This window comes from Bacillus sp. FJAT-27251 (genome assembly GCF_001273925.1).
Lineage (GTDB): Bacteria > Bacillota > Bacilli > Bacillales > Cytobacillaceae > Mesobacillus_B.
On the sequence record NZ_LIGG01000001.1, the window covers coordinates 2167056 to 2191687 of the forward strand.

General features: G+C 46.7%; 24 protein-coding genes. All 24 read left to right on the forward strand.

Annotation, left to right across the window (positions count from 1 at the left end; genetic code table 11):
- Positions 1-3 precede the first annotated feature (3 nt).
- The 24 genes from ADU22_RS10270 to sigE all read left to right on the forward strand — a co-directional run bounded on the left by ADU22_RS10270 (position 4) and on the right by sigE (position 24590).
- Positions 4-903 carry a 2-dehydropantoate 2-reductase gene (locus ADU22_RS10270; RefSeq protein WP_053362065.1) on the forward strand — a complete coding sequence of 300 codons (900 nt, stop codon included), beginning with the start codon at positions 4-6 and terminating at the stop codon, positions 901-903.
- Entirely contained in the window at positions 900-1289 is a 390-nt protein-coding gene (locus ADU22_RS10275) for a DUF3397 domain-containing protein (RefSeq protein WP_053362066.1), read from the forward strand. The genes ADU22_RS10270 and ADU22_RS10275 overlap by 4 nt, the downstream gene beginning before the upstream one ends.
- 94 nt (positions 1290-1383) lie before the next feature.
- On the forward strand, positions 1384-3015 hold the full coding sequence (bshC, locus tag ADU22_RS10280) for a bacillithiol biosynthesis cysteine-adding enzyme BshC (protein ID WP_053362067.1): 1632 nt from the start codon (positions 1384-1386) through the stop codon (positions 3013-3015).
- Between the two features lie 146 nt (positions 3016-3161).
- Positions 3162-3593 carry a division/cell wall cluster transcriptional repressor MraZ gene (mraZ, locus tag ADU22_RS10285; protein ID WP_053362068.1) on the forward strand — a complete coding sequence of 144 codons (432 nt, stop codon included), beginning with the start codon at positions 3162-3164 and terminating at the stop codon, positions 3591-3593.
- A 57-nt stretch (positions 3594-3650) separates the two neighbouring features.
- Positions 3651-4583, forward strand: a complete 933-nt coding sequence (gene rsmH / locus ADU22_RS10290; protein ID WP_053362069.1) for a 16S rRNA (cytosine(1402)-N(4))-methyltransferase RsmH — start codon at positions 3651-3653, stop codon at positions 4581-4583.
- A 50-nt stretch (positions 4584-4633) separates the two neighbouring features.
- Positions 4634-4999 (forward strand): cell division protein FtsL, encoded by a 366-nt coding sequence (gene ftsL / locus ADU22_RS10295; RefSeq protein WP_053362070.1) that lies wholly within the window; start codon positions 4634-4636, stop codon positions 4997-4999.
- Positions 4996-7233 (forward strand): penicillin-binding protein, encoded by a 2238-nt coding sequence (locus ADU22_RS10300; RefSeq protein WP_053362071.1) that lies wholly within the window; start codon positions 4996-4998, stop codon positions 7231-7233. Before ftsL ends, ADU22_RS10300 begins: the two co-directional genes overlap by 4 nt.
- A gap of 178 nt (positions 7234-7411) precedes the next feature.
- Positions 7412-9349 carry a stage V sporulation protein D gene (locus tag ADU22_RS10305; RefSeq protein ID WP_053362072.1) on the forward strand — a complete coding sequence of 646 codons (1938 nt, stop codon included), beginning with the start codon at positions 7412-7414 and terminating at the stop codon, positions 9347-9349.
- Positions 9350-9543: 194 nt separating this feature from the next.
- Positions 9544-11013 carry a UDP-N-acetylmuramoyl-L-alanyl-D-glutamate--2,6-diaminopimelate ligase gene (locus ADU22_RS10310; RefSeq protein ID WP_053362073.1) on the forward strand — a complete coding sequence of 490 codons (1470 nt, stop codon included), beginning with the start codon at positions 9544-9546 and terminating at the stop codon, positions 11011-11013.
- A 123-nt stretch (positions 11014-11136) separates the two neighbouring features.
- The gene (mraY, locus tag ADU22_RS10315) at positions 11137-12111 is read left to right on the forward strand and encodes a phospho-N-acetylmuramoyl-pentapeptide-transferase (RefSeq protein ID WP_053362074.1); all 975 of its coding nucleotides are present in this window, start codon (positions 11137-11139) and stop codon (positions 12109-12111) included.
- Positions 12112-13464, forward strand: a complete 1353-nt coding sequence (murD, locus tag ADU22_RS10320) for a UDP-N-acetylmuramoyl-L-alanine--D-glutamate ligase (RefSeq protein ID WP_053362075.1) — start codon at positions 12112-12114, stop codon at positions 13462-13464. It abuts the gene before it with no gap.
- Between the two features lie 91 nt (positions 13465-13555).
- Positions 13556-14659, forward strand: coding sequence for a stage V sporulation protein E (gene spoVE, locus ADU22_RS10325; protein WP_053362076.1), 1104 nt, complete (start codon positions 13556-13558; stop codon positions 14657-14659).
- A gap of 215 nt (positions 14660-14874) precedes the next feature.
- Positions 14875-15966 carry an undecaprenyldiphospho-muramoylpentapeptide beta-N-acetylglucosaminyltransferase gene (gene murG / locus ADU22_RS10330; RefSeq protein WP_053362077.1) on the forward strand — a complete coding sequence of 364 codons (1092 nt, stop codon included), beginning with the start codon at positions 14875-14877 and terminating at the stop codon, positions 15964-15966.
- Positions 15967-16028: 62 nt separating this feature from the next.
- Positions 16029-16937: a UDP-N-acetylmuramate dehydrogenase gene (murB, locus tag ADU22_RS10335; protein ID WP_053362078.1), complete on the forward strand. Its 909-nt coding sequence runs from the start codon at positions 16029-16031 to the stop codon at positions 16935-16937.
- An 18-nt stretch (positions 16938-16955) separates the two neighbouring features.
- Positions 16956-17114, forward strand: a complete 159-nt coding sequence (locus tag ADU22_RS24595) for a hypothetical protein (RefSeq protein WP_156324331.1) — start codon at positions 16956-16958, stop codon at positions 17112-17114.
- 6 nt (positions 17115-17120) lie between these two features.
- The gene (locus tag ADU22_RS10340; protein ID WP_053362079.1) at positions 17121-17903 is read left to right on the forward strand and encodes a cell division protein FtsQ/DivIB; all 783 of its coding nucleotides are present in this window, start codon (positions 17121-17123) and stop codon (positions 17901-17903) included.
- Positions 17857-18591 carry a DUF881 domain-containing protein gene (locus ADU22_RS10345; RefSeq protein WP_053362080.1) on the forward strand — a complete coding sequence of 245 codons (735 nt, stop codon included), beginning with the start codon at positions 17857-17859 and terminating at the stop codon, positions 18589-18591. The genes ADU22_RS10340 and ADU22_RS10345 overlap by 47 nt, the downstream gene beginning before the upstream one ends.
- A gap of 41 nt (positions 18592-18632) precedes the next feature.
- Complete coding sequence (locus tag ADU22_RS10350) at positions 18633-19364, forward strand: DUF881 domain-containing protein (protein ID WP_053362081.1); 732 nt, start codon at positions 18633-18635, stop codon at positions 19362-19364.
- Positions 19364-19735, forward strand: coding sequence for a small basic family protein (locus tag ADU22_RS10355; protein WP_053362082.1), 372 nt, complete (start codon positions 19364-19366; stop codon positions 19733-19735). Before ADU22_RS10350 ends, ADU22_RS10355 begins: the two co-directional genes overlap by 1 nt.
- Before the next feature lie 95 nt (positions 19736-19830).
- Positions 19831-21114, forward strand: a complete 1284-nt coding sequence (gene ftsA, locus ADU22_RS10360) for a cell division protein FtsA (protein ID WP_053362083.1) — start codon at positions 19831-19833, stop codon at positions 21112-21114.
- A gap of 37 nt (positions 21115-21151) precedes the next feature.
- Entirely contained in the window at positions 21152-22297 is a 1146-nt protein-coding gene (gene ftsZ, locus ADU22_RS10365) for a cell division protein FtsZ (RefSeq protein ID WP_053362084.1), read from the forward strand.
- A gap of 219 nt (positions 22298-22516) precedes the next feature.
- Positions 22517-22654, forward strand: a complete 138-nt coding sequence (locus tag ADU22_RS24600; protein ID WP_156324332.1) for a hypothetical protein — start codon at positions 22517-22519, stop codon at positions 22652-22654.
- A gap of 236 nt (positions 22655-22890) precedes the next feature.
- Complete coding sequence (gene spoIIGA, locus ADU22_RS10375; protein WP_053362086.1) at positions 22891-23826, forward strand: sigma-E processing peptidase SpoIIGA; 936 nt, start codon at positions 22891-22893, stop codon at positions 23824-23826.
- A gap of 44 nt (positions 23827-23870) precedes the next feature.
- On the forward strand, positions 23871-24590 hold the full coding sequence (gene sigE / locus ADU22_RS10380; RefSeq protein ID WP_053362087.1) for an RNA polymerase sporulation sigma factor SigE: 720 nt from the start codon (positions 23871-23873) through the stop codon (positions 24588-24590).
- Positions 24591-24632: the final 42 nt, after the last annotated feature.

Below are 24632 nucleotides of genomic sequence, written 5' to 3' on the forward strand. Positions count from 1 at the left end.
AACATGAGAATAGGGATTATCGGTGCCGGGTCCATCGGTTTGTTGTTTTCCTGGTATCTAAGCGAAAAGCATGAAGTAACGCTTTATACCCGGACAGTCCATCAAGCAGATATGATCAACCGTCAAGGAGTGGCGCTGGTCAAAGAAGCTGAGGCGGTCCGGAAGCTACCGGCCAAGCCGATGGATGAATGGATGGGCGGTGATGATTTAACCATAATTACCGTCAAGCAGTATCAGCTGCATGAGGTCCTGATTCAAATAGAAGATAAACTTGATAAGGCTGGCAGCCTGCTCTTTCTCCAAAATGGAATGGGGCATCTCAAGCTTGTTGAGAAGCTGCAGGCTTCTTCCGTTTACGTTGGCAGCATCGAGCACGGAGCAGTGAGGGAAAGTGCTGTGAGGGTGCGCCATAATGGGTCAGGAGCAATTAGGGCGGCTGTATTCAAAGGCAGCATCGTGCGACTTGAGGAACTGGCCAATAATGTTCCGGAGGATTTTAGTATACAGGTGGAGACGGACTACTATGACATCCTGGTAAGGAAACTGGTTGTAAATGCAGTGATCAACCCTTTGACAGCAGCGTTCGAGGTCCAAAATGGCATCCTGCTTGCAAACCCTTTCTATCGAAAGATTGCCATATCCCTCCTTGAGGAAACATTGTGCGTACTTGAAATGGCCGACAAGGAAGAACATTACCGCAATGTGGTGAATGTCTGTGAAAAGACCGCTTCCAACTATTCATCCATGTATGGCGATCTTTCACAGGGCCGTCCAACAGAAATCGATGCCATCCTTGGTTTTCTAATGGAAGAAGCAGAAAAAAGGGGAGTTCACTGTCCATATATCAGCAATTATTATCATGTAATCAAAGGGAAGGAGCTTCAGGGGGAGGTAGTGACATGACCGAGATTCTTTCTGTTGCAGCAGGGTTGCTTGTGACCATCCCGCTCGCGGGATACCTCATCATGTTTATTTTCAGTAAACAGCTTACCGGCAACCATCGGAAGTCCGTTCAACTCGCCATTGATTTCAGTACATTATTATTTATTTTCTCCGTTCATTTTTTAATCATCATGATTTGGGGAAAGTCTTTCCTATGGCTTATTATGCTTATCCTCATCTTTCTGGCCGTTATCTTTGTCCTCATCCATTGGAAATTGCGGCAGGAAATTGACTTTGCCAGGGTATTCAAAGGATATTGGCGTTTTAACTTCCTCCTGTTTTTCTTCGTTTATCTTGTACTGATCATCGTTGGCCTATATCAGAGGATTTCCTGGCTGGTGGCTTGAGTGTAAAATTCTTCAAACAAAGTTTTTTTCTTTTCAAAACCAACAATGCTATACTAACAAGAGTGAAAATGTTACGAGAAAGGAAGTACTTTGAATGGAGATTCTGAATCTCTCACTGCCGGCGACGAACCGGTTTGCTACGGGATATCTTAACGGAAACAAGGAAGTACTAGGTTTTTTCCATTATAACTTTAATGAACCTTCACATTATAAAGAACGCTTGAAAGAGCTGTCAGGCAGGACATTTTTCAGGAGGGAATTGGCAGACCATATCGGAAGCTTCATGTCCCGCTATCCTTCCTCGGATAAAATCAGGGAAAACCTTGACAAGCTGAAGCAGGAGGATTGTGTCGCGGTCATTGGCGGCCAGCAGGCTGGACTCCTGACAGGCCCGCTGTATTCAGTACATAAGGCGATATCTGTGATCAAGCTTGCGGAACAAAAGGAGAAGGAACTTGGGGTTCCGGTAGTGCCATTATTTTGGATTGCAGGGGAAGACCATGATTTCCAGGAAGTCAACCATGTCTATGTTTTAAATAACAATAAGCCTGAAAAACGGATCTATCCGGAAAAAAGTTCCGGAAAGAATATGATTTCGACTCAAATAATCGACAGGGATACGTGTTTATCTTGGATTGAAGATATCATTGAAACATTTGGGGAGACCAGCCATACTAATAGGCTAAGGGAATTTGCAGAAGATGCACTAAAGGAATCCCAGTCATTTATCGACTTTTTTGCGTCGACCATATTGGGGATGTTCAAGGAGCATGGCCTGCTGCTTGTTGATTCCGGAAATGATGGCCTTCGCAATCTGGAAAAGGAGTACTTTGCCAAACAAATCGGGGAGCATGAAGCAATTACCCGTTCGGTGCTCACACAGCAGGAGGAGATTGGGAAGAAAGGCTTTAGCCGGGCCATTGATATCAGTCCTAATGCTGCCAATCTTTTTTATAATGATGAGAATGGAGAGCGGGTCCTGCTGCACTTTGATGATGCTTCCCAATGTTTTACCGGAAGAGAAGGTGAAATTTCCTTCACTCCTGATGAACTCCAGGAAATTGCTTCCGAGCATCCAGAGAAACTGAGCAATAATGTGGTAACAAGGCCGCTCATGCAAGAATGGCTGTTTCCAACACTTGCTTTTGTAGGCGGCCCGGGGGAAATTGCCTATTGGTCAGAGCTTAAACTCGTATTTGACCACTTTGGCCTGAAAATGCCTCCGCTCGTGCCGAGGCTCAATATCACCATTTTGGACCGTTCTGTAGAAAGAGATCTCGCACAGCTGAACCTGAAGCTGGAGGAAGTCCTGAAGTCTGGAACGAGCAAGCATGAATTATCCTTCATCGATGCCCTCAGGGACCGGGAAGTGGAGGGAATGTTTGCAGAAGCCAAGAAACAGCTTATAGAGCAGTACAGAAAAATCCATGATAAGGCGGGACAGCTTGATAAGGGACTTATCCCGCTCGTTAAAAAGAATGAGGATCTGCTCCTGAAGCAAATTGCCTATATGGAGAAAAAGGTGGATGAATCGATTTGCCGCAAGCATGATGATATTCTTGCAAAATTTGCACGGGTAGAGAATGCATTGAGGCCTGGAGGCTCTCCACAAGAACGTGTCTGGAACCCCTTCTATTATTTAAACCAATATGGACTGGACTTTTTTTCCGAACTCCTATCACTGCCACTGGTCTTTGATGGCAGCCATAAAGTAATAAAAATGTAGACTCCATGGGAATGGAGTCTCTTTTTGTCTACAACAAAACATAGGTTGCTGGAAGGAATTTAAGAGGCGGAAAAGAATATTATTAAATGTGTGGTGGAAAGTGGGGGAATGTGGTACATTGAATTTAGAAAGTGGGGGTAGTGGGCATGTTCATGGGCGAGTACCATCATAGCATTGACAATAAGGGCCGTTTAATCGTCCCCGCCAAACTCCGCGATGACCTTGGGGAAACGTTTGTTATCACCCGGGGACTGGACCAGTGCCTTTTTGGCTACCCATTGTCTGAATGGGCTGTCATTGAAGACAAGCTCAAAGGACTCCCTCTCACTAAAAAAGATGCCCGCGCATTTACCCGCTTTTTCTTCTCAGGTGCTACCGAGAGTGAAATTGACAAACAAGGAAGAATCAACATACCCTCTACGCTTCTGCAATACGCCAAACTTGAAAAAGAATGTGTGATTTTAGGTGTTTCCAATCGGATTGAAATATGGAGCAAATCTATTTGGGAAGAATATTTTGCCCAGTCGGAGGAATCTTTTGCGGAAATTGCAGAAAATATGATTGGGTTTGATATTTAAGGGTAACATTATTCCGATATAATATTAGCTGGTTGCCCGATTGGAAAGGGGAATTACATGTTTAAACATACAACAGTATTGCTTGAAGAAGCCGTTTCAGGTCTTGATATCAAGCCGGATGGTATATACGTGGATTGTACTCTCGGTGGTGCCGGCCACAGTGAACGTATTTTATCCAGGCTTTCAGAGTACGGAAGGCTGTATGCGTTCGACCAGGATGAAACAGCCATCAAGAATGCACGGGAAAAATTAGCAAGATATGGGGACAGGCTGACCATCATTAAAAGCAATTTTCTTCATTTAAAAACAGAGCTCCAGGACCTGGGTGTTAATCAGGTGGATGGAGTGCTTTATGATCTGGGAGTCTCATCCCCACAGCTTGATACTCCGGAACGAGGATTCAGTTATCACCATGATGCTCCGCTTGATATGAGAATGGACCAGGATGCCGAAGTCTCGGCATATGAAGTGGTGAATGAATGGCCATACGAAAAGCTTGTCAAAATCTTTTTCCAATATGGGGAAGAGAAATTTTCAAAGCAAGTTGCCCGGAAGATTGAGGTGGCACGTGCTGTTAAGCCTATTGCTACGACTGCAGAACTGGTGGAGCTGATTAAGGATGCCATCCCCGCACCTGCACGCCGTAAAGGAGGACACCCGGCAAAGCGGGTTTTCCAGGCAATCAGGATTGCTGTAAATGATGAATTGGGCGTGTTTGAACAGTCACTGCACCAAGCAATCGATCTGCTTGGCAAGGGTGGGCGGATTTCTGTCATTACTTTCCATTCCCTGGAAGACCGGATTTGCAAAGTGGCTTTTAAAAAGGCCAGCGAAATACCGCCGCTGCCGCATGGCTTGCCAGTGATACCTGATGAATTCAAGCCGAAAGTTAAATTGATTACAAGAAAGCCGATTCTGCCTACAGAAGAAGAGTTGGAAGAGAACAACCGCGCACGGTCTGCCAAGCTAAGAATCGCTGAAAAACTGTAACCTGTAACTAGTCACCTTAAGGACGGGAATAAAAAACAGGAGGGAAAAGAATGAGCAACCTTGCAAAAAAGATTCAACAGGAAATACAGCAACAGCCAATCAGCACTCCCAAGCATAAGCCAAAGGCTCCCAAAAAGCATTATTCGCTCACCCCTGGGGAGCGGGTGCTGATCTTTGCTTTTGGTGTAATGGTTTGTATTGGCGGGTCTTTTATGGTCTCCAAACAGGCAGCGATTTACGATGTGAACAAAGAAATCCAGCTTGTAGAAAATGCAATCCAGGAACAGCAGAAAGTCAATTCTGACCTGGAAATACAAATAAGTGAACTTAGCACTTACGAACGGATCAAGCAGCAGGCAGAGAAACTCGGCTTAACTTTCAATGAAGATAACGTCAAGGTTGTGCGGGAGCAATGAACAGGAAACGTCCAAATATGAATGTTGGAGCAGCTGGATTATTTGTCGTATTCAGCCTGCTCTTTTTTATCGTCATCTATCGATTTGTATCCATACAGGTTACCGGGGAGGTAGCAGGGCAGCCGTTAGCGGCCAAGGCCCAGCAAAAATATTCGAAGGAAACGCTGATTGAGGCAACGAGGGGAACCATTTTCGATCGGAATGCCGAGGTGATTGCCGAGGACACCAACTCCTATACACTGGTTGCCATTTTGGACGAAAAGATGACCAGCAATCCCAAGCAGCCTAAACATGTTGACAACCCGGAAAAAACGGCTAAAGTCCTGGCCCAGTATATAGAAATGAACGAATCTGACATTTACGAGCGCCTTACAAAAGAGGGCTTGTTCCAGGTTGAGTTTGGAAAGGCGGGAAGGGATATCCCGCATGGAGTAAAGACTGAAATTGAAAAAGAGAAATTGCCGGGGATTACCTTTACGAAAGATTCCAAACGGTTCTACCCTAACGGTATATTTTCTTCCCATCTCATAGGTTATGTCGAAAAGGAAGAAAAGGAAGATGGAAAAGCGGAAAGCGTCGGCCAGCTTGGGATTGAGGCCGCTTTTGAGGAATACTTGACTGGCCGCGATGGTTCCGTAAAGGTGGAAAGTGATTTCTGGGGATTCCTTCTTCCGGATTCCAAAAAAGAGATCAAGCCGGCACATAACGGAAACGATTTGTATTTGACGCTGGACAAAAAAATCCAAACCTTCCTTGAAGATGCCATGGATCGCGTGGATGAAGAATACAATCCGAAAAAAATAATCGCGGTTGTAGCGGACCCAAAGACAGGGGATATCCTGGCAATGGGGCAACGGCCAACATTCCACCCAAAAACCAAAGAAGGAATCGAGCAAAATTGGCATAATGAAGTGATTGAAACATCCATTGAGCCAGGGTCGACCATGAAGATTATTACCCTTGCGGCTGCAGTGGAGGAAAACAAGTTTAATCCAAATGAAAAGTTCAAATCAGGACAGTACAAGGTGACTCCCAAATCCATGCCAATAGGCGACCATAATTCCGGCAGGGGCTGGGGGGAGATTTCCTATCTTGAGGGTATCCAGCGATCATCCAATGTGGCAATGGCCAAGCTGGTCAATGAAAAGATAGGAACAGAAAAGTTCAGGGAATACCTTACTGCTTTCGGACTGGATAAGCCTACCGGAATCAATTTGCCAAACGAAAAAACCGGAAAAATCCTGTACGAGTGGCCGATTGAAAAAATAACGACCTCATTTGGACAAGGCACCACCATGACGCCGTTACAGCTTATCCAGGCTGCAACAGCTGTTGCGAATGACGGGAAGATGATGAAACCACAAGTCATCGACAAGATTGTAGATCCGAATTCAAATGAAGTAGTGGAACAGCCGGAGCCGCAGATTGCCGGGACACCGATTTCTGCCAAAACGGCCAAAAAGGTCCGTGAAATTCTCGAGACCACAATCACCGCGGAGAAAGGAACAGGAGGCAGCTACAAGATAGAGGGATATGATGTTGCCGGGAAGACCGGCACAGCCCAAATACCTGGGAATGACGGCAAATATCTGAGGGGCCAGGGCAACTTCCTCTACTCTTTCCTGGGGATGGCACCAACCGATGACCCTGAGCTGATCGTTTATGTTGCGGTCCAGCAGCCGGAGCTTGATGAAAGTACGAATGGCTCGGTACCAGTGTCAAAAATATTCAATCCGGTCATGAAGAGCAGCCTTCAATATTTGAATATAAAACCAGTTGTCCAGGAAGAAATTGTTTCAAGCGAGGTTCCGGATGTCACCGGAAAGGCCGCCGATGACGCAGCTGCAAGACTTAAGGAGAGAGGCCTTACTCCTGTTGTTGTCGGGGAAGGAGAAAAAATTGCCAAGCAGCTTCCTGAAGAAGGGGCGGTCATTCTTGGCGGAGAAAAAGTCATTCTTAAAACAACAGGTAAAGTCACTGCACCAGACATGACAGACTGGTCCCTAAGGGATGTCATGAAATTTGCCCAAGTAGCTGGCTTGAAGCTGAATAAAGCGGGTAGCGGCTATGTAACTAAGCAGAGTATCCAGCCGGGAAGCGCAGTGAAAGAAGGCGAGTACCTGATTGTAGAACTGATGCCCCCGCTAGAGAAGGCTGAGACTGAAAACCAGCAGGAAGAGGCTGGGGAAAATGGAAATAGCAGTGATGAAGAAACAGAGGATGTCTATGACTGATCCTCTGTTTCTTTTTTTTTGCCAGTAAATCCATGCCCATTGTTAGTGTTATATTGTCGCCGGTACAAGCATATATTTGAACAGGCTGCCCTTAGTTTCTTGCGGACAGCCGGGGTCCTTTTCGTTCAGGCAAATGGGATTGCCCCCCCCCAGGCAATATAAGGAGGTAGTTTGAAGTATGCGCGTGTCCAATGTGACGGTAAGGAAAAGGCTCGCTTTTGTATTGGTTGCCGGAATCCTTGTATTTCTAATAATTGATATCCGGTTGGGATATGTTCAATTTGTACTGGGAAACTGGCTGACTGATGGAGCGAAAAGTTCTTGGAGCAGGAACATCCCGTTTGAGCCAAAGCGCGGCGAGATTATCGACAGGAATGGCGTGGCGCTGGCAACCAATATAAGTGCGCCGACGGTATGGGCGGTGCCACGGCAAATTGAGGACCCCGAGGCAACTTCGGAAAAGCTGGCTGCTGTGCTCAATATGTCCAAGGAAAAAGTACATCAGTATATAACCAAATCAGAATCGATTGTAAGGTTCAATGAGGCGAGGAAGATATCGCATGAAAAGGCTAAAGAAGTACGAGCCCTCAATTTAAAAGGGATTTATATCGGGGAGGATTCAAAGCGCCATTATCCCTTTGGCAATTATTTATCCCATGTGCTCGGGTTCGCCGGCATTGACAATCAAGGGCTGATGGGGCTTGAACTGTATTATGACAAAGAACTGAAAGGCGAACGGGGTTCCGTCCAGTTCTATGCGAATGCCAAGGGCCAGCGCATGAGTGATATGGCGGATGACTATCAGCCACCGGTTGATGGGCTGGACCTGAAGCTGACGATTGACAGCAGGGTTCAGACCATAGTTGAAAGGGAGCTTGACATCGCGGAGGCCAAATATAATCCGGACGGAATCATCGCCATAGCCATGAACCCGAACAATGGGGAAATCCTGGCGATGGCCAGCAGGCCAAGCTTTGACCCAGCCAACTTCAAAAATGTACCAGCAGAAGTATACAACCGCAATCTTCCTGTCTGGAGTGCTTATGAGCCAGGATCTACCTTTAAGATTATTACGCTTGCTGCTGCTATTGAAGAAGGGAAAGTGAATCTGCATGACGACCATTTTCATGACAGCGGGTCTGTAAAAGTTGGCGGTGCGACTCTTCGCTGCTGGAAGCGAGGAGGACATGGTTCACAATCTTTCCTTGAAGTGGTTCAGAACTCCTGCAACCCCGGTTTTGTAGAACTGGGAGACAGACTGGGAAAAGACACCTTGTTTAAATATATAAAACAATTTGGTTTCGGTGAAAAAACCGGGATTGACCTTCAGGGGGAAGGGAAAGGGATCATGTTCAACCTGGATCGGGTTGGCCCGGTTGAGCAGGCAACCACTGCTTTTGGGCAGGGGGTCTCGGTAACGCCGATTCAGCAGGTTGCGGCCGTTTCGGCAGCAGTGAACGGTGGCACCCTGTATACTCCATATATTGCGAAAGAGCTGATTGACCCTGTGACAGGGAAGGTAATGATGCAAAAATCCCCTCAAGCAAAAAGGAGAGTCATTTCGGAAGAAACATCCAAGGAAATCAGGCATGCACTCGAGACAGTGGTTGCCCAGGGGTCGGGGAAAGGCGCATTTGTGGAGTCCTATCGGGTTGGCGGGAAAACAGGTACTGCCCAAAAAGCGAAGGATGGAAGATATCTTGAAAACAACCATATTGTTTCCTTTATTGGATTTGCCCCAGCTGATGACCCGCAGCTAGTGGTTTACATTGCCGTGGACAACCCAAAAGGGACGGTACAATTTGGCGGAGTCGTTGCGGCGCCGATAGTGGGCAATATTATGGAAGACAGTCTCCATGCCCTGGAGGTACAACCAAGAAAGAATCAAATCGAAAAAGAAATGACCTGGCTTGACACTCCTCTGGTTGAGGTTCCTGACTTGAAGGGGATGACAAGGACAGAAATTCAGCAGCATCTGGTCAATCTAAGGATTGAAGTGAGCGGAGAAGGAAAAACGGTGGTTAAACAGTCCCCTTCACCGGGTATTAAGGTGAAGGAAGGGGCAACCATCAGACTGTATATGGACTCCGGTGAAGAACGAAAAGACGGTGAATGACTGACCAACCGTCTGAAAAAAATGACTGCGTATATTCAGGGCGGCGACTGGTCCCGATTCGCCGCCCGTTTTTGCGTAAAGTTTAGAAAAAAAGAAGGCCCGATACTGTACTTTTCCTTGAGAATAATGGCTTATTTGGCTTCAATCATGTAAAATAAAAAACGCCATGTTTGTTTGGAGAGGAATTGATTAACATGAAATTGCATCAACTGCTTGGGAATTTGCACCCTTTTGTCGATTATAATGGGGAGAACCCAGAGATAACATCGATTGAAAATGATAACAGGAAAGTAAAAAAAGGCAGCCTGTTCATTTGCATCAAAGGCTATACCGTGGATGGGCATGATTTTGCACATTCTGCGGCCGATAATGGAGCGGCCGCCGTTTTGGCAGAGCGGGAGCTTAGTTTGAATGTCCCAGTCATCGTCGTGAAGGATACCATCCGTTCCATGGCGGTCCTGGCAGATGCTTTTTATGGGCAGCCAAGCCAAAAGCTTCATATGATTGGAATAACCGGGACGAATGGAAAGACGACAACCAGCCATCTAATCGAGAAGATCTTTATTGATGCCGGTCAAAAAACCGGCCTGATTGGCACAATGTATACAAAAATTGGCGACAGCTTATATGAGGTGAAAAATACAACGCCAGAAAGCCTGACGCTCCAGAAAACGCTGGCGCAAATGGTTGATGAAAAGGTGAGGACTACCGTGATGGAGGTTTCTTCCCATGCACTCGTTCATGGAAGGGTCCATGGAACAGACTATGATGTAGCTGTCTTTACCAATTTAACGCAAGACCATCTTGATTACCACAAAACGATGGATGAGTACAGAAAGGCCAAGGGGCTTTTGTTTTCCCAGCTTGGCAATGCCTTCAACCACCGGAAGCCCAAGTTTGCTGTGTTGAATAGTGATGATGAAGCCAGTGAGGAATATAAAAAAATAACGGCTGCGCATATATTAACGTATGGCATTGACAACCATGCCGACCTTCAGGCCAGGAATATCCAGATGACATCCGGTGGGACTTCATTCGAGTTGGTCAGTCCGTTTGGAGTCAACGAAGTCAGTATCCAGCTGATTGGAAAGTTCAGTATTTACAATGCCCTGGCGGCAATCGGGGCGGGCCTGGCTTCCAGTTTGCCTCTTGAGGGCATCCTCGATTCACTTCAATCTGTAAAGGGAGTTGCCGGACGGTTTGAACCAGTGGACGGTGGGCAGGATTTTTCTGTTATTGTGGATTATGCCCATACTCCCGACAGCCTGGAAAATGTCCTTAAGACGGTCAAACAGTTCGCAGAGAAAAGGATATTTGTGGTGGTAGGCTGCGGTGGTGACAGGGACCGGACGAAGCGGCCGCTGATGGCCAAGATCGCTTGCCAATTTGCCACTGATGCCATCTTTACCTCAGATAACCCACGCAGCGAGGATCCGGAACAGATTCTCAGGGATATGGAAGAAGGAGTCAAGGGTCAGCCGTATGTAAAGATTACCGACCGTGAGGAAGCCATCATCCATGCTGTGGAAAAAGCCAAAAAAGGCGATGTGATTCTGATTGCCGGCAAGGGCCATGAAACGTATCAGCAAATCGGTGATCAAACTTTCGATTTTGATGACAGAGAAATTGCGCTAAAAGCCATAAAGAAAAGAAAGGAACAATAGAATAGAGAATGGACATTTATTTACAAACAGGCATCTTGATGCCTTCAATTCATTTTTCAAGAAAAATACGCTGCCATGGCCATGAGGGCCAGGGCTGCAGTTTAAAGGGGAGGGGGAATTAGCATGCTGGAGGAAGTGATCATATTCACCATTCTTCTTGGTTTTCTTATTACCGTACTTCTTTCCCCAATCTTTATCCCTTTCCTGAGAAGGCTGAAATTCGGGCAGAGCATACGAGAGGAAGGACCAAAATCCCACCAGAAAAAGACAGGGACGCCGACAATGGGCGGCATTATGATCCTGCTGTCCATCACTGTAACGACCTTGGTCATGACGGAAAAGTTTTCAACCGCATCGGTCGAAACCTATTTGTTATTGTTGGTTACCCTTGGCTTCGGGCTGCTCGGTTTCCTGGATGACTTCATTAAAGTGGTCATGAAAAGGAACCTGGGCCTGACATCAAAACAGAAGCTTCTTGGACAGATTGTTATATCCGTTATTTTTTATATCATTTTTAGGCAAAGTGATTTTTCAACTGTAATCAGCATTCCATTGACGGACTTATCAATTGATCTTGGATGGGGTTATGTGTTTTTTATTATCTTTTGGCTGGTAGGCTTTTCAAATGCCGTAAACCTCACAGACGGTTTGGATGGACTTGTGTCCGGTACGGCAGCGATAGCGTTTGGCGCCTTCGCAGTGCTTGCCTGGAGCCAGTCACAATTTGAATTGGCCATTTTTGCCGTGGCAGTTGCAGGGGCAGTATTGGGCTTTTTGGTGTTCAATGCTCACCCGGCAAAGGTATTTATGGGTGACACCGGTTCGCTCGCGCTCGGGGGTGCGATTGCGACGGTTGCTATCCTGGCAAAGCTTGAGGTGCTGTTGCTGATCATTGGCGGAATTTTCGTCATTGAAACATTGTCAGTCATTCTTCAGGTGATTTCATTTAAGACGACTGGAAAACGCATTTTCCGCATGAGCCCCCTCCATCACCATTACGAACTGATTGGCTGGTCAGAGTGGCGTGTTGTTGTCACATTCTGGACGGTTGGGCTGCTGTGCGCGATTATTGGAATATATATTGAGGTGTGGATTTAGGTGAAACATGCAGAGAAATACAAATATAAAAAGGTCCTGGTTCTTGGCCTTGCCAAGAGCGGTGTAAGCGCGGCATCTTTGCTGAACAGCCTGGGGGCTTTTGTCACCGTGAATGACAAAAAGCCCCTTTCAGAAAATCCGGAGGCTCAAGGCTTGCTCCAGCAGGGAATCAAGGTGATTTGCGGGAGCCATCCAGTCGAACTAATGGATGAAGGGTTTGAACTTGTTGTTAAAAATCCGGGAATCCCTTATCATAATCCGATGATCCAGGCGGCCCTGGCCAAGCAGATTCCCATCATTACAGAAGTGGAACTTGCCTATCAAGTATCAGAGGCTCCGTTTGTCGCCATAACGGGCACAAACGGAAAAACAACCACGACTACATTGATTTTTGAAATGCTTGAGAAAGGTCGCAAAAACCCGCTGATTGCCGGAAATATAGGAACAGTAGCGTCGGATGTGGCCCAAAAGGCTGGACCGGAAAACAACATTGTCATCGAATTATCCTCATTCCAATTGATGGGGGTAGACGAGTTCAAACCAAAGATTGCACTGATTACCAACCTCTATGAGGCCCATCTTGATTATCATGGAAGTTTGGGAGAATACCATGAAGCCAAGGCGAGGATTACGGAAAATCAGGATAAAAGTGATTATCTGATCGTCAATGCTGACCAGGAAAGAGTCATGGCTTTGGCTGAACGTTCACAGGCTCAACTCATTCCTTTCTCTGTATCAAAGGAACTTTCCCGCGGAGCTAGTGTGAAGGATGGCTGGGTCACTTTTGAAGGGGAGAAAATCATCCATGTTGAGGACATTGCACTGCCTGGAAAACACAATCTTGAAAACATCCTTTCCGCAGTTGCTGCAGCTAGTCTGACAGGAGCCGGAAAGGAAGCCATTGCTGAAGTATTGCGGACTTTCACAGGAGTGCGTCACAGGCTGCAATTTGTCAGCGAAATAGAAGGCCGCAGATTTTATAATGATTCAAAAGCAACCAACATACTCGCCACGCAAAAGGCCCTTTCTGCTTTTGCCAATCCAGTCGTGCTGCTTGCGGGAGGACTTGACAGGGGGAATGGGTTTGAGGAACTGATTCCTTCGCTGGGCAGTGTCAAGGCTCTCATCACATTTGGACAGACGGCAGCAAAGGTTGAACAGGCTGGGGAAGCGGCAGGAATAAAAACCATCGTCCGCGTCGATAATGTTGAAAAAGCCGTTCCTGAGGCGTTCAGACATTCTGATGCTGGCGATGTCATCCTCCTTTCCCCTGCCTGCGCAAGCTGGGACCAATATAAAACTTTTGAGGTGCGGGGTGACATGTTCATCGAAGCGGTGCATAAGCTTAAGTAGGGCTTGTCTTCGAATGCGCCAAGAACGCACTTACCGGGTAGATTGGCAGGCATCAAGGGACGCCCTAATCTAAACTGCCGAGGTGTGTCCGTTGCCAACAACCAAAAAAACAACTCCCGACTTCATTCTCTTAATTGTCACTCTTACACTGCTCGCCGTTGGGCTGACGATGGTTTACAGTGCCAGTGCAATCTGGGCAGAATATAAATTTGATGATTCCTTCTTCTTTGCGAAGCGGCAAATGCTGTTTGCCGCTGTAGGAATCATTGCCATGTTCTTCATCATGAATGTCGATTACTGGACTTGGAGGACATGGGCCAAGGTATTGCTGATCGTCTGTTTTGTTTTACTGGTACTTGTGCTTATTCCTGGAGTTGGCAACGTGCGGAACGGCTCAAGGAGCTGGATCGGGGTTGGCGCGTTTTCCGTTCAGCCTTCGGAATTTATGAAACTGGCAATGATTGCGTTTCTGGCAAAGTTCCTGTCAGAAAACCAGAAGCAGATCACCTCTTTCAAAACAGGTTTGCTGCCTTCGTTGTCCATTGTCTTTACCGCGTTTGCGATGATTATGCTGCAGCCGGATCTTGGAACAGGGACTGTCATGGTGGGAACATGCGTAGTAATGATTTTTATTGCTGGCGCAAAGATCAGCCACTTTGCGTACCTTGGCCTGCTTGGGGTGGCGGGATTCGTCGGTCTGGTCGTCTCCGCGCCGTACAGGATGAAAAGGATTACCTCGTTCCTCGACCCATGGGAGGATCCCCTGGGAAGCGGCTTTCAAATGATCCAGTCGCTGTATGCGATTGGACCGGGCGGCCTGTTCGGCCTGGGTCTGGGAGAGAGCAGGCAAAAATTCTTTTATCTGCCTGAACCGCAAACGGATTTTATTTTTGCGATTTTAGCCGAGGAACTTGGCTTCATTGGCGGCAGTTTCGTCCTGCTGCTCTTTTCCCTCCTCCTCTGGAGAGGAATCAGGATTGCCCTGGGAGCCCCTGATTTATACGGAAGCCTTTTGGCGGCAGGGATTATCGGTATGGTTGCCATCCAGGTAATGATCAATATTGGCGTGGTAACGGGACTGATGCCAGTCACCGGCATCACACTGCCATTTCTGAGCTACGGAGGCTCTTCGCTCACGCTAATGCTTATGGCGATAGGCGTATTGCTTAATATAAGCAGGTACTCCAGGTATTAGCAGCAGAGCGTATAACACAACCCTGTCCTTGCAGGGTTTCTTTTTTGTTGTTTTAATTCCATGTTACATTTCAATGACATTCTTTTTAAATGAATGGAAGATGTTTAGAATGTAGTAGAATGGGGTAAAGCCGGGGGGTGCTCTCCCGAGGATTGAAAATGCATCCTGGGTGCATTATGGTTATTAAAAGATACTCTCATTAATGAGGTGGAAAAATGAGGATAGTCGTTAGCGGCGGTGGCACTGGAGGTCATATTTATCCGGCCCTCGCCTTGATTAGGGAAATTCAAAAAAGAGATAAAAATGCTGAATTTCTTTACATAGGAACTGAAAGAGGACTTGAAAGCAATATCGTTCCAAGGGAAGGAATAGCTTTCCGGTCAATTCATATCACCGGTTTCAGAAGAAAGCTCAGCTTTGAAAATGTGAAGACTGTTTTCCGCTTTCTTAAAGGGGTCGCCGACAGCAAAAAAATACTCAGGGAATTTAAGGCGGACATTGTGATTGGCACTGGCGGGTATGTATGCGGCCCTGTGGTCTATGCAGCGGCAAAGCTGGGGATTCCCACCATTATCCACGAGCAGAACAGCATTCCTGGCCTGACTAATAAATTCTTAAGCCGATATGTCGACAGGATAGGGATCTGCTTTAAAGAAGCTGAAGACTATTTTCCAAAGGATAAGGTTGTCTTAACCGGAAATCCGCGTGCCTCCGAGGTGGTCGGACAGGATGGGGTGAAGGGAAGAATTTCAGCTGGGTTAAAAATCAACCAGCCTGCAGTCCTTATCTTTGGAGGAAGCAGGGGGGCAAAACCTCTGAACGAGGCGGTCCTGAAGTCCTTGACTGAGCTTGGGAGCAAGCCTTATCAAGTCCTTTACATAACAGGCGAAGTTCATTACGACGAAGTTAAAAATGAAGTAGAACTTATTGGAAATCCTGAAAATGTAAAAATCAAGCCTTTTATCCATAATATGCCTGAAGTGCTTGCAGGCATCGACTTGACGGTTGCCAGGGCAGGTGCAACGACCCTTGCGGAACTAACTTCACTTGGAATACCAAGCATATTAATTCCAAGTCCTTATGTTACGGATAACCACCAGGAAAAGAACGCTTTGGCGCTTAGCAGCCATGGAGCGGCATTGCTTCTGCCCGAGAGGGAACTCACTGGTCCAAAGCTGGTTGACCAAATTGATTCCATACTAATGGACCAGGAGAAATTGACACAAATGAAGCAGGCTGCCAAACAACTTGGAATGCCTGATGCAGCAGAAAGGCTGTACAGCCTGATGAAAGAACTTGCAAAGTAGCCCAGCAGGCCAATTGTGCATACAATAATGGATAAATGGGATAGCGGGAAAGGAAGATTTGGATGAAAGAACTGGCAAGGAAGCTTCAAGAGATGAATATTGGAACGGTGGCTGAACAGGAGCCACTGGCCAGCCATACGACGATTAAAATTGGCGGTCCTGCCGATTTGCTGGTGGAACCCTCTTCTGTTGAGAACCTTGTAAAAGCAATGGAAGTGATCAGGGAAGCAGGAGTGAAATGGACGGCAATCGGCCGCGGTTCCAACCTGCTGGTTTCCGACAATGGAATTGAGGGAGTAGTCATCAAGCTGGGAGCGGGTCTGGACCATGCGGAGGCAGATGGAACAACCCTCACGGCAGGCAGCGGGGGATCGGTCGTCGCCCTGGCAATGTCGATGAGCAGAAAAGGTCTGTCAGGACTTGAATTTGCAAGCGGAATACCGGGATCCATAGGCGGAGCGGTATATATGAATGCTGGAGCACATGGGTCCGATATTTCAAAAATTCTCAAGAAGGCTTTTATTCTGTTCCAGGATGGAACGATGGAGTGGCTCACAAATGAAGAAATGGAGTTTTCCTACCGGACCTCCGTGCTCCAAAAAAAGCGGCCTGGAATTGTAGTGGAAGCCGTTTTTCAGCTTGAGGAAGGCGACAAAGCCGAAATAATGGCAAAAAACAAGAAAAACAAGGATTACCGCAAGGAAACCCAGCCCTGGAATTCCCCATGTGCGGGCAGTATATTCCGAAATCCACTTCCTGAATATGCAGGCCAGCTGATTGAAAAAGCAGGCCTTAAGGGGCATTCTGTCGGAGGAGCGCAAATCTCCGAGATGCACGGAAATTTCATTGTCAATACCGGCAATGCCACTGCACAGGATGTTCTTGCCCTGATTGAGCATGTGAAGGCTACCATCCTTGAACAATACGGTGTCCAGATGGAAACCGAAGTAGAAATTATGGGTCGAAAATAACAGGAAATTAGCTGCTGATTGGCAAAAATGTGGTATAATAGTTCATCAGATTATCAAGCAGCAGCGTTCCTGGCATTAATAACGGCATGTAAATATGCCGTTGTTTTCAACTTGCCTAAGAGGCCGCTGCCAAACGGAACGAATGATCCAATTGACGCCCTGGCAGAAAAGAGGTGATTGAAAATGGATAAAACGAAAATTGTTTCGATTGAAGACAGGATACCAAAACTGAAGGAGCAAAGAAGAAAAAAGGCTAACAGGCGCCTGGTAATGGTGCTCATTCTCTTCTTTACCATGATTTTATTCATTATCTATTTTCAATCACCATTAAGCAAGGTGAAGAACATAACAGTCAGCGGGAATGAATCCTATACAGAGGAAGAAATCGAAGAGCAAAGCGGAATCACAACCCAGGATAATATCTGGAAGATGGATAGCGAAAAGGCCCGGCGGGAGCTTGAAAACCTGCCGGAGGTGGACAAGGCGGATATATCGGTACGCCTTCCGAATACGGTGGCAATCAAGCTTACCGAACACGAAAAGCTGGCCTACCTTTCTGAGGGCAGTGATTTCCATGCTGTTCTCGAGAGCGGCAAGATTCTAGAAAAAGGGCTGGCGGACGAGATGCCTGTGAATGCTCCAATCCTGATTGGGTTCAGAGAAGGAAAAGCTCTTGATGAAATGATTGCCTCACTTGAAACTCTGCCTGGTGAAATCCTCAGTACCATTTCAGAAATCCACTATAACCCTTCTGAGACAGATGCTTACAGAATTCACCTTTTCATGAATGACGGCTATGAAGTGAATGCGACATTAAGAAGCTTTAGTGATAAAATGATCCATTATCCTTCAATTGTCAGTCAGCTTAAGCTGACAAAGGGCGTTATAGACCTTGAAGTCGGCTCTTATTTTAAAGCGTATGAAGCAGAGGAAGCTGAAGAAGTTGAAATTGAAAAAGAGAGTTAAAACCAATCGCATCATTTTGGCTCTTGTCAGCCTTGTCCTCGGGTTCATGATTGCCTTTTCCTACCGGATCACGGAAACTGCCCATGAAGGACAGGTGATTACGGACAGGCAGTGGGAGCAGGATTTGAATTTGCGCAACCAGCTGATTGAACAGGAAAAATTGAACCGTACCATGCAGCAGGAATTGCACGAAAAGCAGGAAATGGTACGGGAGTTTGAGGCGGATCTGGCCAATGAGGCGCAGGTATATTTCAACCTTGCTGAAGATGCGGAAAAATATCGGATGTACCTGGGCAAGGTGAAGGTCAAAGGATCAGGGGTAAAAGTAACACTGGCTGATGGAGAATATGATCCTGCGCAGGATAATATCAATAATTATCTTGTCCATGAACACCATGTCTTCAAGGTGATTAATGAATTATATATTTCCGGTGCTTCGGCCGTGGCAATCAATGGACAGCGCCTAACCCATAATTCCTATATCATCTGCGACGGTCCGGTCATTACAGTGGATGGCAACCAGCATCCCGCGCCCTTCGAGATTTCTGCGATCGGAGATCCGGAAGTCCTGGTTTCGGCCCTGAATATCACGGGAGGAGTTAAGGACCAGCTGGTGAATGATCAAATCATCTTTTCCCTGCAGGCAGTGAATAATCTCGTCATGGATCCGATTATCGCAAAAAAATGAGGAAACTGCATGATATATTTCAGTAAGGTCAGGTGAGTGTGATGGGCAGCCCCAAAAATGTCTACTTTGCCATCACGGCCACTATCATTGGTTTTATGGTTGCCGTTCAATTCCAGACAGTCAGTGAACCAAATGTTCGGGATACCCGCGATACCTGGGAGCTGCGGCAGGATTTGATGGAAGAAAAGAAAATTCAGTCTCAGCTCCTTCAGGAGATCCGTTCCAATGAGGAGAAGCTCGTCAAATATGAAACGGAACGGCAGCAGAGCAGGGCAGAGGTCCTTAGGGACACTCTATCCGAACTGAAGGCGGAGGCTGGCCTTACCGCTGTTTCGGGACCTGGGATCGTCCTGGTCCTCAGGCCATATCTAGATGAATTCGGCCAGGGAGAAACCACAAGCTATGTGTCACCCTATTTGCTGAAACGTCTATTAAATGAATTGTATTTGAACGGTGCCCTTCATGTTTCTATTGATGGACAAAGGGTTATTAATACAACAGTTATCAGGGAAATTAGCAGGATGACCAAGATTGATGGACATTCATTAAACAAGTTTCCCCTGGAAATAAAAGTGATTGCTGCCACTCAGCAGGAAGCTGAAAAATTATTTAACAGAATGCAGGGATCCACAATTGTCGAAGACTTTTTCATCGACAATCTGCAGGTGGAAATTGAGAAGCCGGGAGACGAGATTGAGGTTCCTGCCTATCAGGACCCAATCAGGATCCGCTATATGGAGCCTGCGGAGTCGGAAAAGGGAGGCGGCGAATAATGTGGCTTCCGTTAATGGGGCTTGTAATTGGGGTGATCCTTGGTCTGCTGACTGATATCAGGATACCCGAGGAATATGCGAATTATCTTTCAATCGCCATACTTGCCGCACTCGATACTCTGTTTGGCGGAATCAGGGCACAGCTGCAAAATATTTACGATGAAAAAGTCTTCGTTTCAGGTTTCTTTTTTAATATTTTGCTCGCAGCAAGTTTAGCTTTTCTAGGTGTTCATCTTGGTGTAGACTTGTATTTAGCGGCAGTTTTCGCCTTTGGTGTAAGGCTGTTTCAAAACATTGCCGTGATTCGCCGAATCCTGTTGGCCAAATGGTCATCGAGCGGTGAAAAAGAGAAAAAAAATGATATTTTTTAAAGGGAATCATTTAGTTGTGACGAATAAGGTTAATGTACTTAATCGGGAAATAATAGGTATGGAAAAGAAGGAAAGGTTAAAGGAGGTGCCACAGAATGAACAGCAATGATATATATGTCAGTCTTGACATCGGTACATCCAGTGTGAAAGTGGTCATTGGCGAAATGGTCAATGATTCCCTGAATATAATTGGTGTTGGCAATGTGAAGTCTGAAGGCTTGAGGAAAGGCTCCATCGTTGACATAGATGAAACCGTTCATTCTATTAAACAGGCAGTAGAGCAAGCTGAGAGAATGATAGGGATGGAAATACGCCGGGTCATCGTCGGGGTGACAGGAAATAATGTAGCCCTGCAGCCTTGCCACGGGGTGGTAGCCGTTTCAAGTGAAAACCGGGAGATTACCAATGAAGACGTAGCCAGGGTCATCGATGCCGCGCAAGTTATGTCGATTCCGCCCGAGCGTGAAATCATTGACGTAATCCCAAGACAATTCATTGTGGACGGACTTGACGAAATCAATGATCCCCGCGGGATGATCGGTGTCCGCCTGGAAATGGAAGGCACCATCATAACAGGCTCCAAAACAATCTTACATAATACGCTTCGCTGTGTAGAGAGGGCCGGCCTGGAGGTGCTGGATATTGTTCTTCAGCCCCTTGCGGCAGGTTCATTTGCCCTGTCGAAAGATGAAAAAAATATGGGCGTTGCCCTCATAGATATGGGAGGCGGTTCAACTACGCTGGCCTGGTTTGCAAACGGCCACCTTGCAGGCACTGCCTTTATTCCGGTTGGAGGAGACCATATCACCAAAGATCTTTCGATTGGCTTGCGGACTTCAACCGAGGATGCCGAACGAATCAAAACAAAGCATGGGCATGCCTTTTATGACCATGCGTCCGAGGAGGAAGTATTCTCGGTCGGCATTATTGGCAGCAACCAGGAACAGCAGTTCAACCAGCTTGAAGTGGCAGACATTGTGGAAGCCCGGATAGAGGAGATTTTTGAACTTGTACAGGATGAGTTAAGGAAAATGAAGGTGCGGGATTTGCCTGGAGGCTTTGTCCTTACTGGCGGTGTCGCCAGTATGCAGGGTGTACTTGAGCTTGCCCAGGACATGTTCCAGAGCAGGGTCAGACTGGCCGTTCCTGACTACATTGGTGTTCGCGAAACACAATTTACGACCGCTGTCGGCTTGATTAAATTTGCCTATAAAAATGCAAAATTGCAGGGCAGGGCAATGGAGACGACGGTTGGGGAGCAGGAATACAAGGAAAAACGTGTTCAAAAACAGCCGCATCCAAAAGCGAAGCCGGAAAAACAGCCGGAGGAAAAAGGACCATCGAGAGTAAAGAAGTTTCTTGGCTACTTTTTTGAGTAACCAATGACCGGAATTCGACGAATTAGGAGGATTTGTCATGTTGGAGTTTGATACTAATTTAGATTCACTTGCAACTATAAAAGTAATCGGTGTTGGCGGCGGCGGCAATAACGCAGTTAACCGAATGATTGAACACGGTGTTCAAGGTGTGGAATTCATTGCAGTCAACACAGATGCCCAGGCCTTGAATCTTTCGAAAGCTGAAATCAAAATGCAAATCGGCGGCAAACTTACCCGCGGACTTGGTGCAGGTGCAAATCCGGAAGTAGGCAAGAAAGCAGCTGAAGAAAGCAAAGAGCAGATTGAAGAAGCCCTTAAGGGTGCAGACATGGTCTTCGTTACAGCTGGAATGGGCGGTGGTACTGGCACAGGTGCTGCACCGGTAATCGCGCAAATTGCAAGGGATTTGGGCGCTTTGACAGTCGGTGTCGTGACACGCCCGTTTACCTTTGAAGGCAGGAAGAGGGCAACACAGGCAGCCGGAGGAATCGGCTCGATGAAGGAAGCAGTCGATACACTGATTGTCATCCCGAATGACAGGCTGCTCGAAATTGTCGACAAGAGCACGCCAATGCTTGAAGCCTTCCGTGAGGCGGATAATGTTTTGCGACAGGGTGTACAGGGCATTTCCGACTTGATTGCTGTTCCAGGGTTAATTAACCTTGACTTTGCCGATGTGAAGACCATCATGTCCAACAAAGGGTCTGCCTTGATGGGTATTGGGGTTGCAGCAGGCGAAAATCGGGCAGCCGAAGCGGCTAAGAAAGCCATTTCCTCCCCATTGCTCGAAACTTCCATTGACGGCGCCCAGGGGGTATTGATGAATATCACTGGCGGAAGCAACCTGAGCCTTTATGAGGTGCAGGAAGCGGCCGATATCGTTGCCTCCGCATCCGACCAGGAAGTGAACATGATATTTGGTTCCGTCATCAATGACAACCTCAAAGACGAGATTGTCGTGACGGTCATTGCGACAGGTTTCAACGATATTCCCGCACAGACAAAGCCATCCAGGCCGGTATTTGGCAGCCAGCCAAAACCAGGCATGAATTCTGTCAAGCGTGAGCCAAAGCGTGAAGAAACGCAGCCGCAGCAGGAACCTGTAAGGCATAATAACCAGCAGCAAGCAGAAGACACCCTTGATATTCCAACATTCTTGCGCAATCGAAATAGAAGAAGATAAGAAATCATAAAAAAGTACGGCATAATGCCGTGCTTTTTTTTATGCTTATTCAATTTTTTGAAAGTGAAAATATGACAAATTCCGAATAGAAAAGTGAAAAGTTCCGATGTTTTGTATACAGAAAGTGACACACTTCCTAAATGAACAACGATATACTTTGACCTAACAGGAAAAGCGGAAGCGGCTGTTCAGCCCCGATAAGCGCTGGAGGGCCAGCGGATGAAGTCGCTCTTTGACTTCAACCGATGGACCGAAGCGACTCGAGGGGCTAGCCGCTGGAGCTGGACAGAGAAAAGCGGAAGCGGCTGTTCAGCCCCGACAAGCGCTGGAAAGCCAGCGAATGAAGTCGCTCTTTGACTTCAACCGATGGACCGAAGCGACTCGAGGGGCTAGCCGCTGGAGCTGGACAGAGAAAAGCGGAAGCGGCTGTTCAGCGACGTATGGACTGGAGCCCGGCGACTGAGATAAAGGAAACACGAAGAGCGTAGCGATTCGATGTTGACTTATCGCAAGGAGGCGGGGGAAGTCCACTAGTCGCTAGCCGCTGGAGCTGGACATGAGAAAAGCGGAAGATGCTTTTGGGAGGGAGTGACTTGACTGTCTATCTGGATGTGATTTGGGGGTTGAACTTGCTTTTTGACGCGCTCCTTCTGTATCTGACGGCCATTTTGCTTAAACGGAGCGTTAAATTATGGCGGATATTTGCTGGCGGGCTGATCGGCTCGCTGTTAATACTCCTTGCTGTCACACCTTTTTCCTATGCGGGACATCCTGTCGTTAAACTGGGATTTTCCGTCATGATGGTACTGGCTGTTTTCGGCTTCAAACGGCTGAGCTTTTTTTTAAAGGGACTTATGACATTCTATCTTGTGACATTTTTAATTGGCGGGGCATTGCTGGGCGTTCACTTTTTTATTTCATTCGACTTCGATTTGACGTCATCCGTAGCGATAGCCAATGTAAAGGGGTTTGGGGACCCGATCAGCTGGCTTTTCGTGCTGATTGGATTCCCGCTTGCCTGGCATTTTTCAAAACAAGGCATTGGCCATATGGAGATGGCAAAGATCCAATTCGACCAGCTTGCTGGTGTGAGGCTGTGCTGCTGCGGGATGGAATTGCAGCTGAAAGGCCTTGTGGACAGCGGGAACCAGCTGTATGATCCAATCTCAAGGATGCCGGTCATGTTCGTTTCCGTCGCATCGCTTCTCAATGAAGTACCGGAAACTGTCAAGGATATGGCCGAAAACCCCGAAAGAATCATAATGGGAGAAGGAGAATTCCCCACAGAATTTGAACACAAAATGAAAATTATCCCATGCAGGGTTGTCGGACAAGAGCATCAGTTAATTATCGCAATGAAGCCCGACATCCTTGAGATTGAAAGCGATGGAAAAATTTATTCAGTGGATAAGGCACTGGTCAGCTTCACGACTCAGCAGCTTTCTGCCGATGGCGCTTTCCAATGCATCATACATCCCAAAATGCTTACCGGCACGGCTTCACAAGCAGCAGATGTGAAGGTGAGTTAATAATACTATACTCACAAAAACATAATTTAGAAGGAGGACAAATCATGAAAAGTTTACGGCTCCGCTTATCCTATTACTGGTATAAATTGATGATCAAGCTAGGGATCAAGACAGATGAAATTTATTATATCGGCGGAAGTGAAGCGCTGCCTCCTCCTTTGAATAAGGAAGAAGAAGAACTGTTATTGAAGAAGCTGCCAAAGGGGGACAAAGCGGCCAGGAGCATCCTGATTGAACGAAATCTGCGCCTTGTTGTCTATATCGCCCGCAAATTTGAAAATACAGGGATTAATATAGAGGACTTGATATCCATAGGGACGATCGGATTGATTAAAGCAGTCAATACATTCAATCCCGAAAAGAAAATCAAGCTTGCTACATACGCCTCTCGCTGTATTGAAAACGAAATACTGATGTATTTGAGAAGAAATAATAAAATCCGTTCTGAAGTTTCTTTTGATGAGCCGCTGAATATTGACTGGGATGGAAATGAACTGCTGTTATCGGATGTGCTTGGCACCGAGGAGGATATTATCACAAAGGACCTGGAATCCAATATTGATAAAAAGCTGCTGATAAAGGCGTTGCAGCAGCTGTCGGACCGGGAGAAGCAAATCATGGAGCTTCGTTTCGGACTCGGGAGCGGAGAAGAGAAGACACAAAAGGATGTTGCCGATATGCTGGGGATATCCCAGTCTTATATTTCGAGGCTCGAAAAACGAATTATTAAACGGCTCAGGAAGGAATTTAACAAAATGGTGTAAAAATTTTTCAGTGAAATAAATCAATAATGGTACAGGTTTTAG

What these genes read in the sequence shown, in the direction of transcription:
- ADU22_RS10270 (WP_053362065.1), top strand. Translation starts at nt 4, where the DNA reads ATGAGAATAGGGATTATCGGTGCCGGGTCCATCGGTTTGTTGTTTTCC.
- ADU22_RS10275 (WP_053362066.1), top strand. Translation starts at nt 900, where the DNA reads ATGACCGAGATTCTTTCTGTTGCAGCAGGGTTGCTTGTGACCATCCCG.
- bshC (WP_053362067.1), top strand. Translation starts at nt 1,384, where the DNA reads ATGGAGATTCTGAATCTCTCACTGCCGGCGACGAACCGGTTTGCTACG.
- mraZ (WP_053362068.1), top strand. Translation starts at nt 3,162, where the DNA reads ATGTTCATGGGCGAGTACCATCATAGCATTGACAATAAGGGCCGTTTA.
- rsmH (WP_053362069.1), top strand. Translation starts at nt 3,651, where the DNA reads ATGTTTAAACATACAACAGTATTGCTTGAAGAAGCCGTTTCAGGTCTT.
- ftsL (WP_053362070.1), top strand. Translation starts at nt 4,634, where the DNA reads ATGAGCAACCTTGCAAAAAAGATTCAACAGGAAATACAGCAACAGCCA.
- ADU22_RS10300 (WP_053362071.1), top strand. Translation starts at nt 4,996, where the DNA reads ATGAACAGGAAACGTCCAAATATGAATGTTGGAGCAGCTGGATTATTT.
- ADU22_RS10305 (WP_053362072.1), top strand. Translation starts at nt 7,412, where the DNA reads ATGCGCGTGTCCAATGTGACGGTAAGGAAAAGGCTCGCTTTTGTATTG.
- ADU22_RS10310 (WP_053362073.1), top strand. Translation starts at nt 9,544, where the DNA reads ATGAAATTGCATCAACTGCTTGGGAATTTGCACCCTTTTGTCGATTAT.
- mraY (WP_053362074.1), top strand. Translation starts at nt 11,137, where the DNA reads ATGCTGGAGGAAGTGATCATATTCACCATTCTTCTTGGTTTTCTTATT.
- murG (WP_053362077.1), top strand. Translation starts at nt 14,875, where the DNA reads ATGAGGATAGTCGTTAGCGGCGGTGGCACTGGAGGTCATATTTATCCG.
- murB (WP_053362078.1), top strand. Translation starts at nt 16,029, where the DNA reads ATGAAAGAACTGGCAAGGAAGCTTCAAGAGATGAATATTGGAACGGTG.
- ADU22_RS10340 (WP_053362079.1), top strand. Translation starts at nt 17,121, where the DNA reads ATGGATAAAACGAAAATTGTTTCGATTGAAGACAGGATACCAAAACTG.
- ADU22_RS10345 (WP_053362080.1), top strand. Translation starts at nt 17,857, where the DNA reads ATGAAGCAGAGGAAGCTGAAGAAGTTGAAATTGAAAAAGAGAGTTAAA.
- ADU22_RS10350 (WP_053362081.1), top strand. Translation starts at nt 18,633, where the DNA reads ATGGGCAGCCCCAAAAATGTCTACTTTGCCATCACGGCCACTATCATT.
- ADU22_RS10355 (WP_053362082.1), top strand. Translation starts at nt 19,364, where the DNA reads ATGTGGCTTCCGTTAATGGGGCTTGTAATTGGGGTGATCCTTGGTCTG.
- ftsA (WP_053362083.1), top strand. Translation starts at nt 19,831, where the DNA reads ATGAACAGCAATGATATATATGTCAGTCTTGACATCGGTACATCCAGT.
- ftsZ (WP_053362084.1), top strand. Translation starts at nt 21,152, where the DNA reads ATGTTGGAGTTTGATACTAATTTAGATTCACTTGCAACTATAAAAGTA.
- ADU22_RS24600 (WP_156324332.1), top strand. Translation starts at nt 22,517, where the DNA reads ATGAAGTCGCTCTTTGACTTCAACCGATGGACCGAAGCGACTCGAGGG.
- sigE (WP_053362087.1), top strand. Translation starts at nt 23,871, where the DNA reads ATGAAAAGTTTACGGCTCCGCTTATCCTATTACTGGTATAAATTGATG.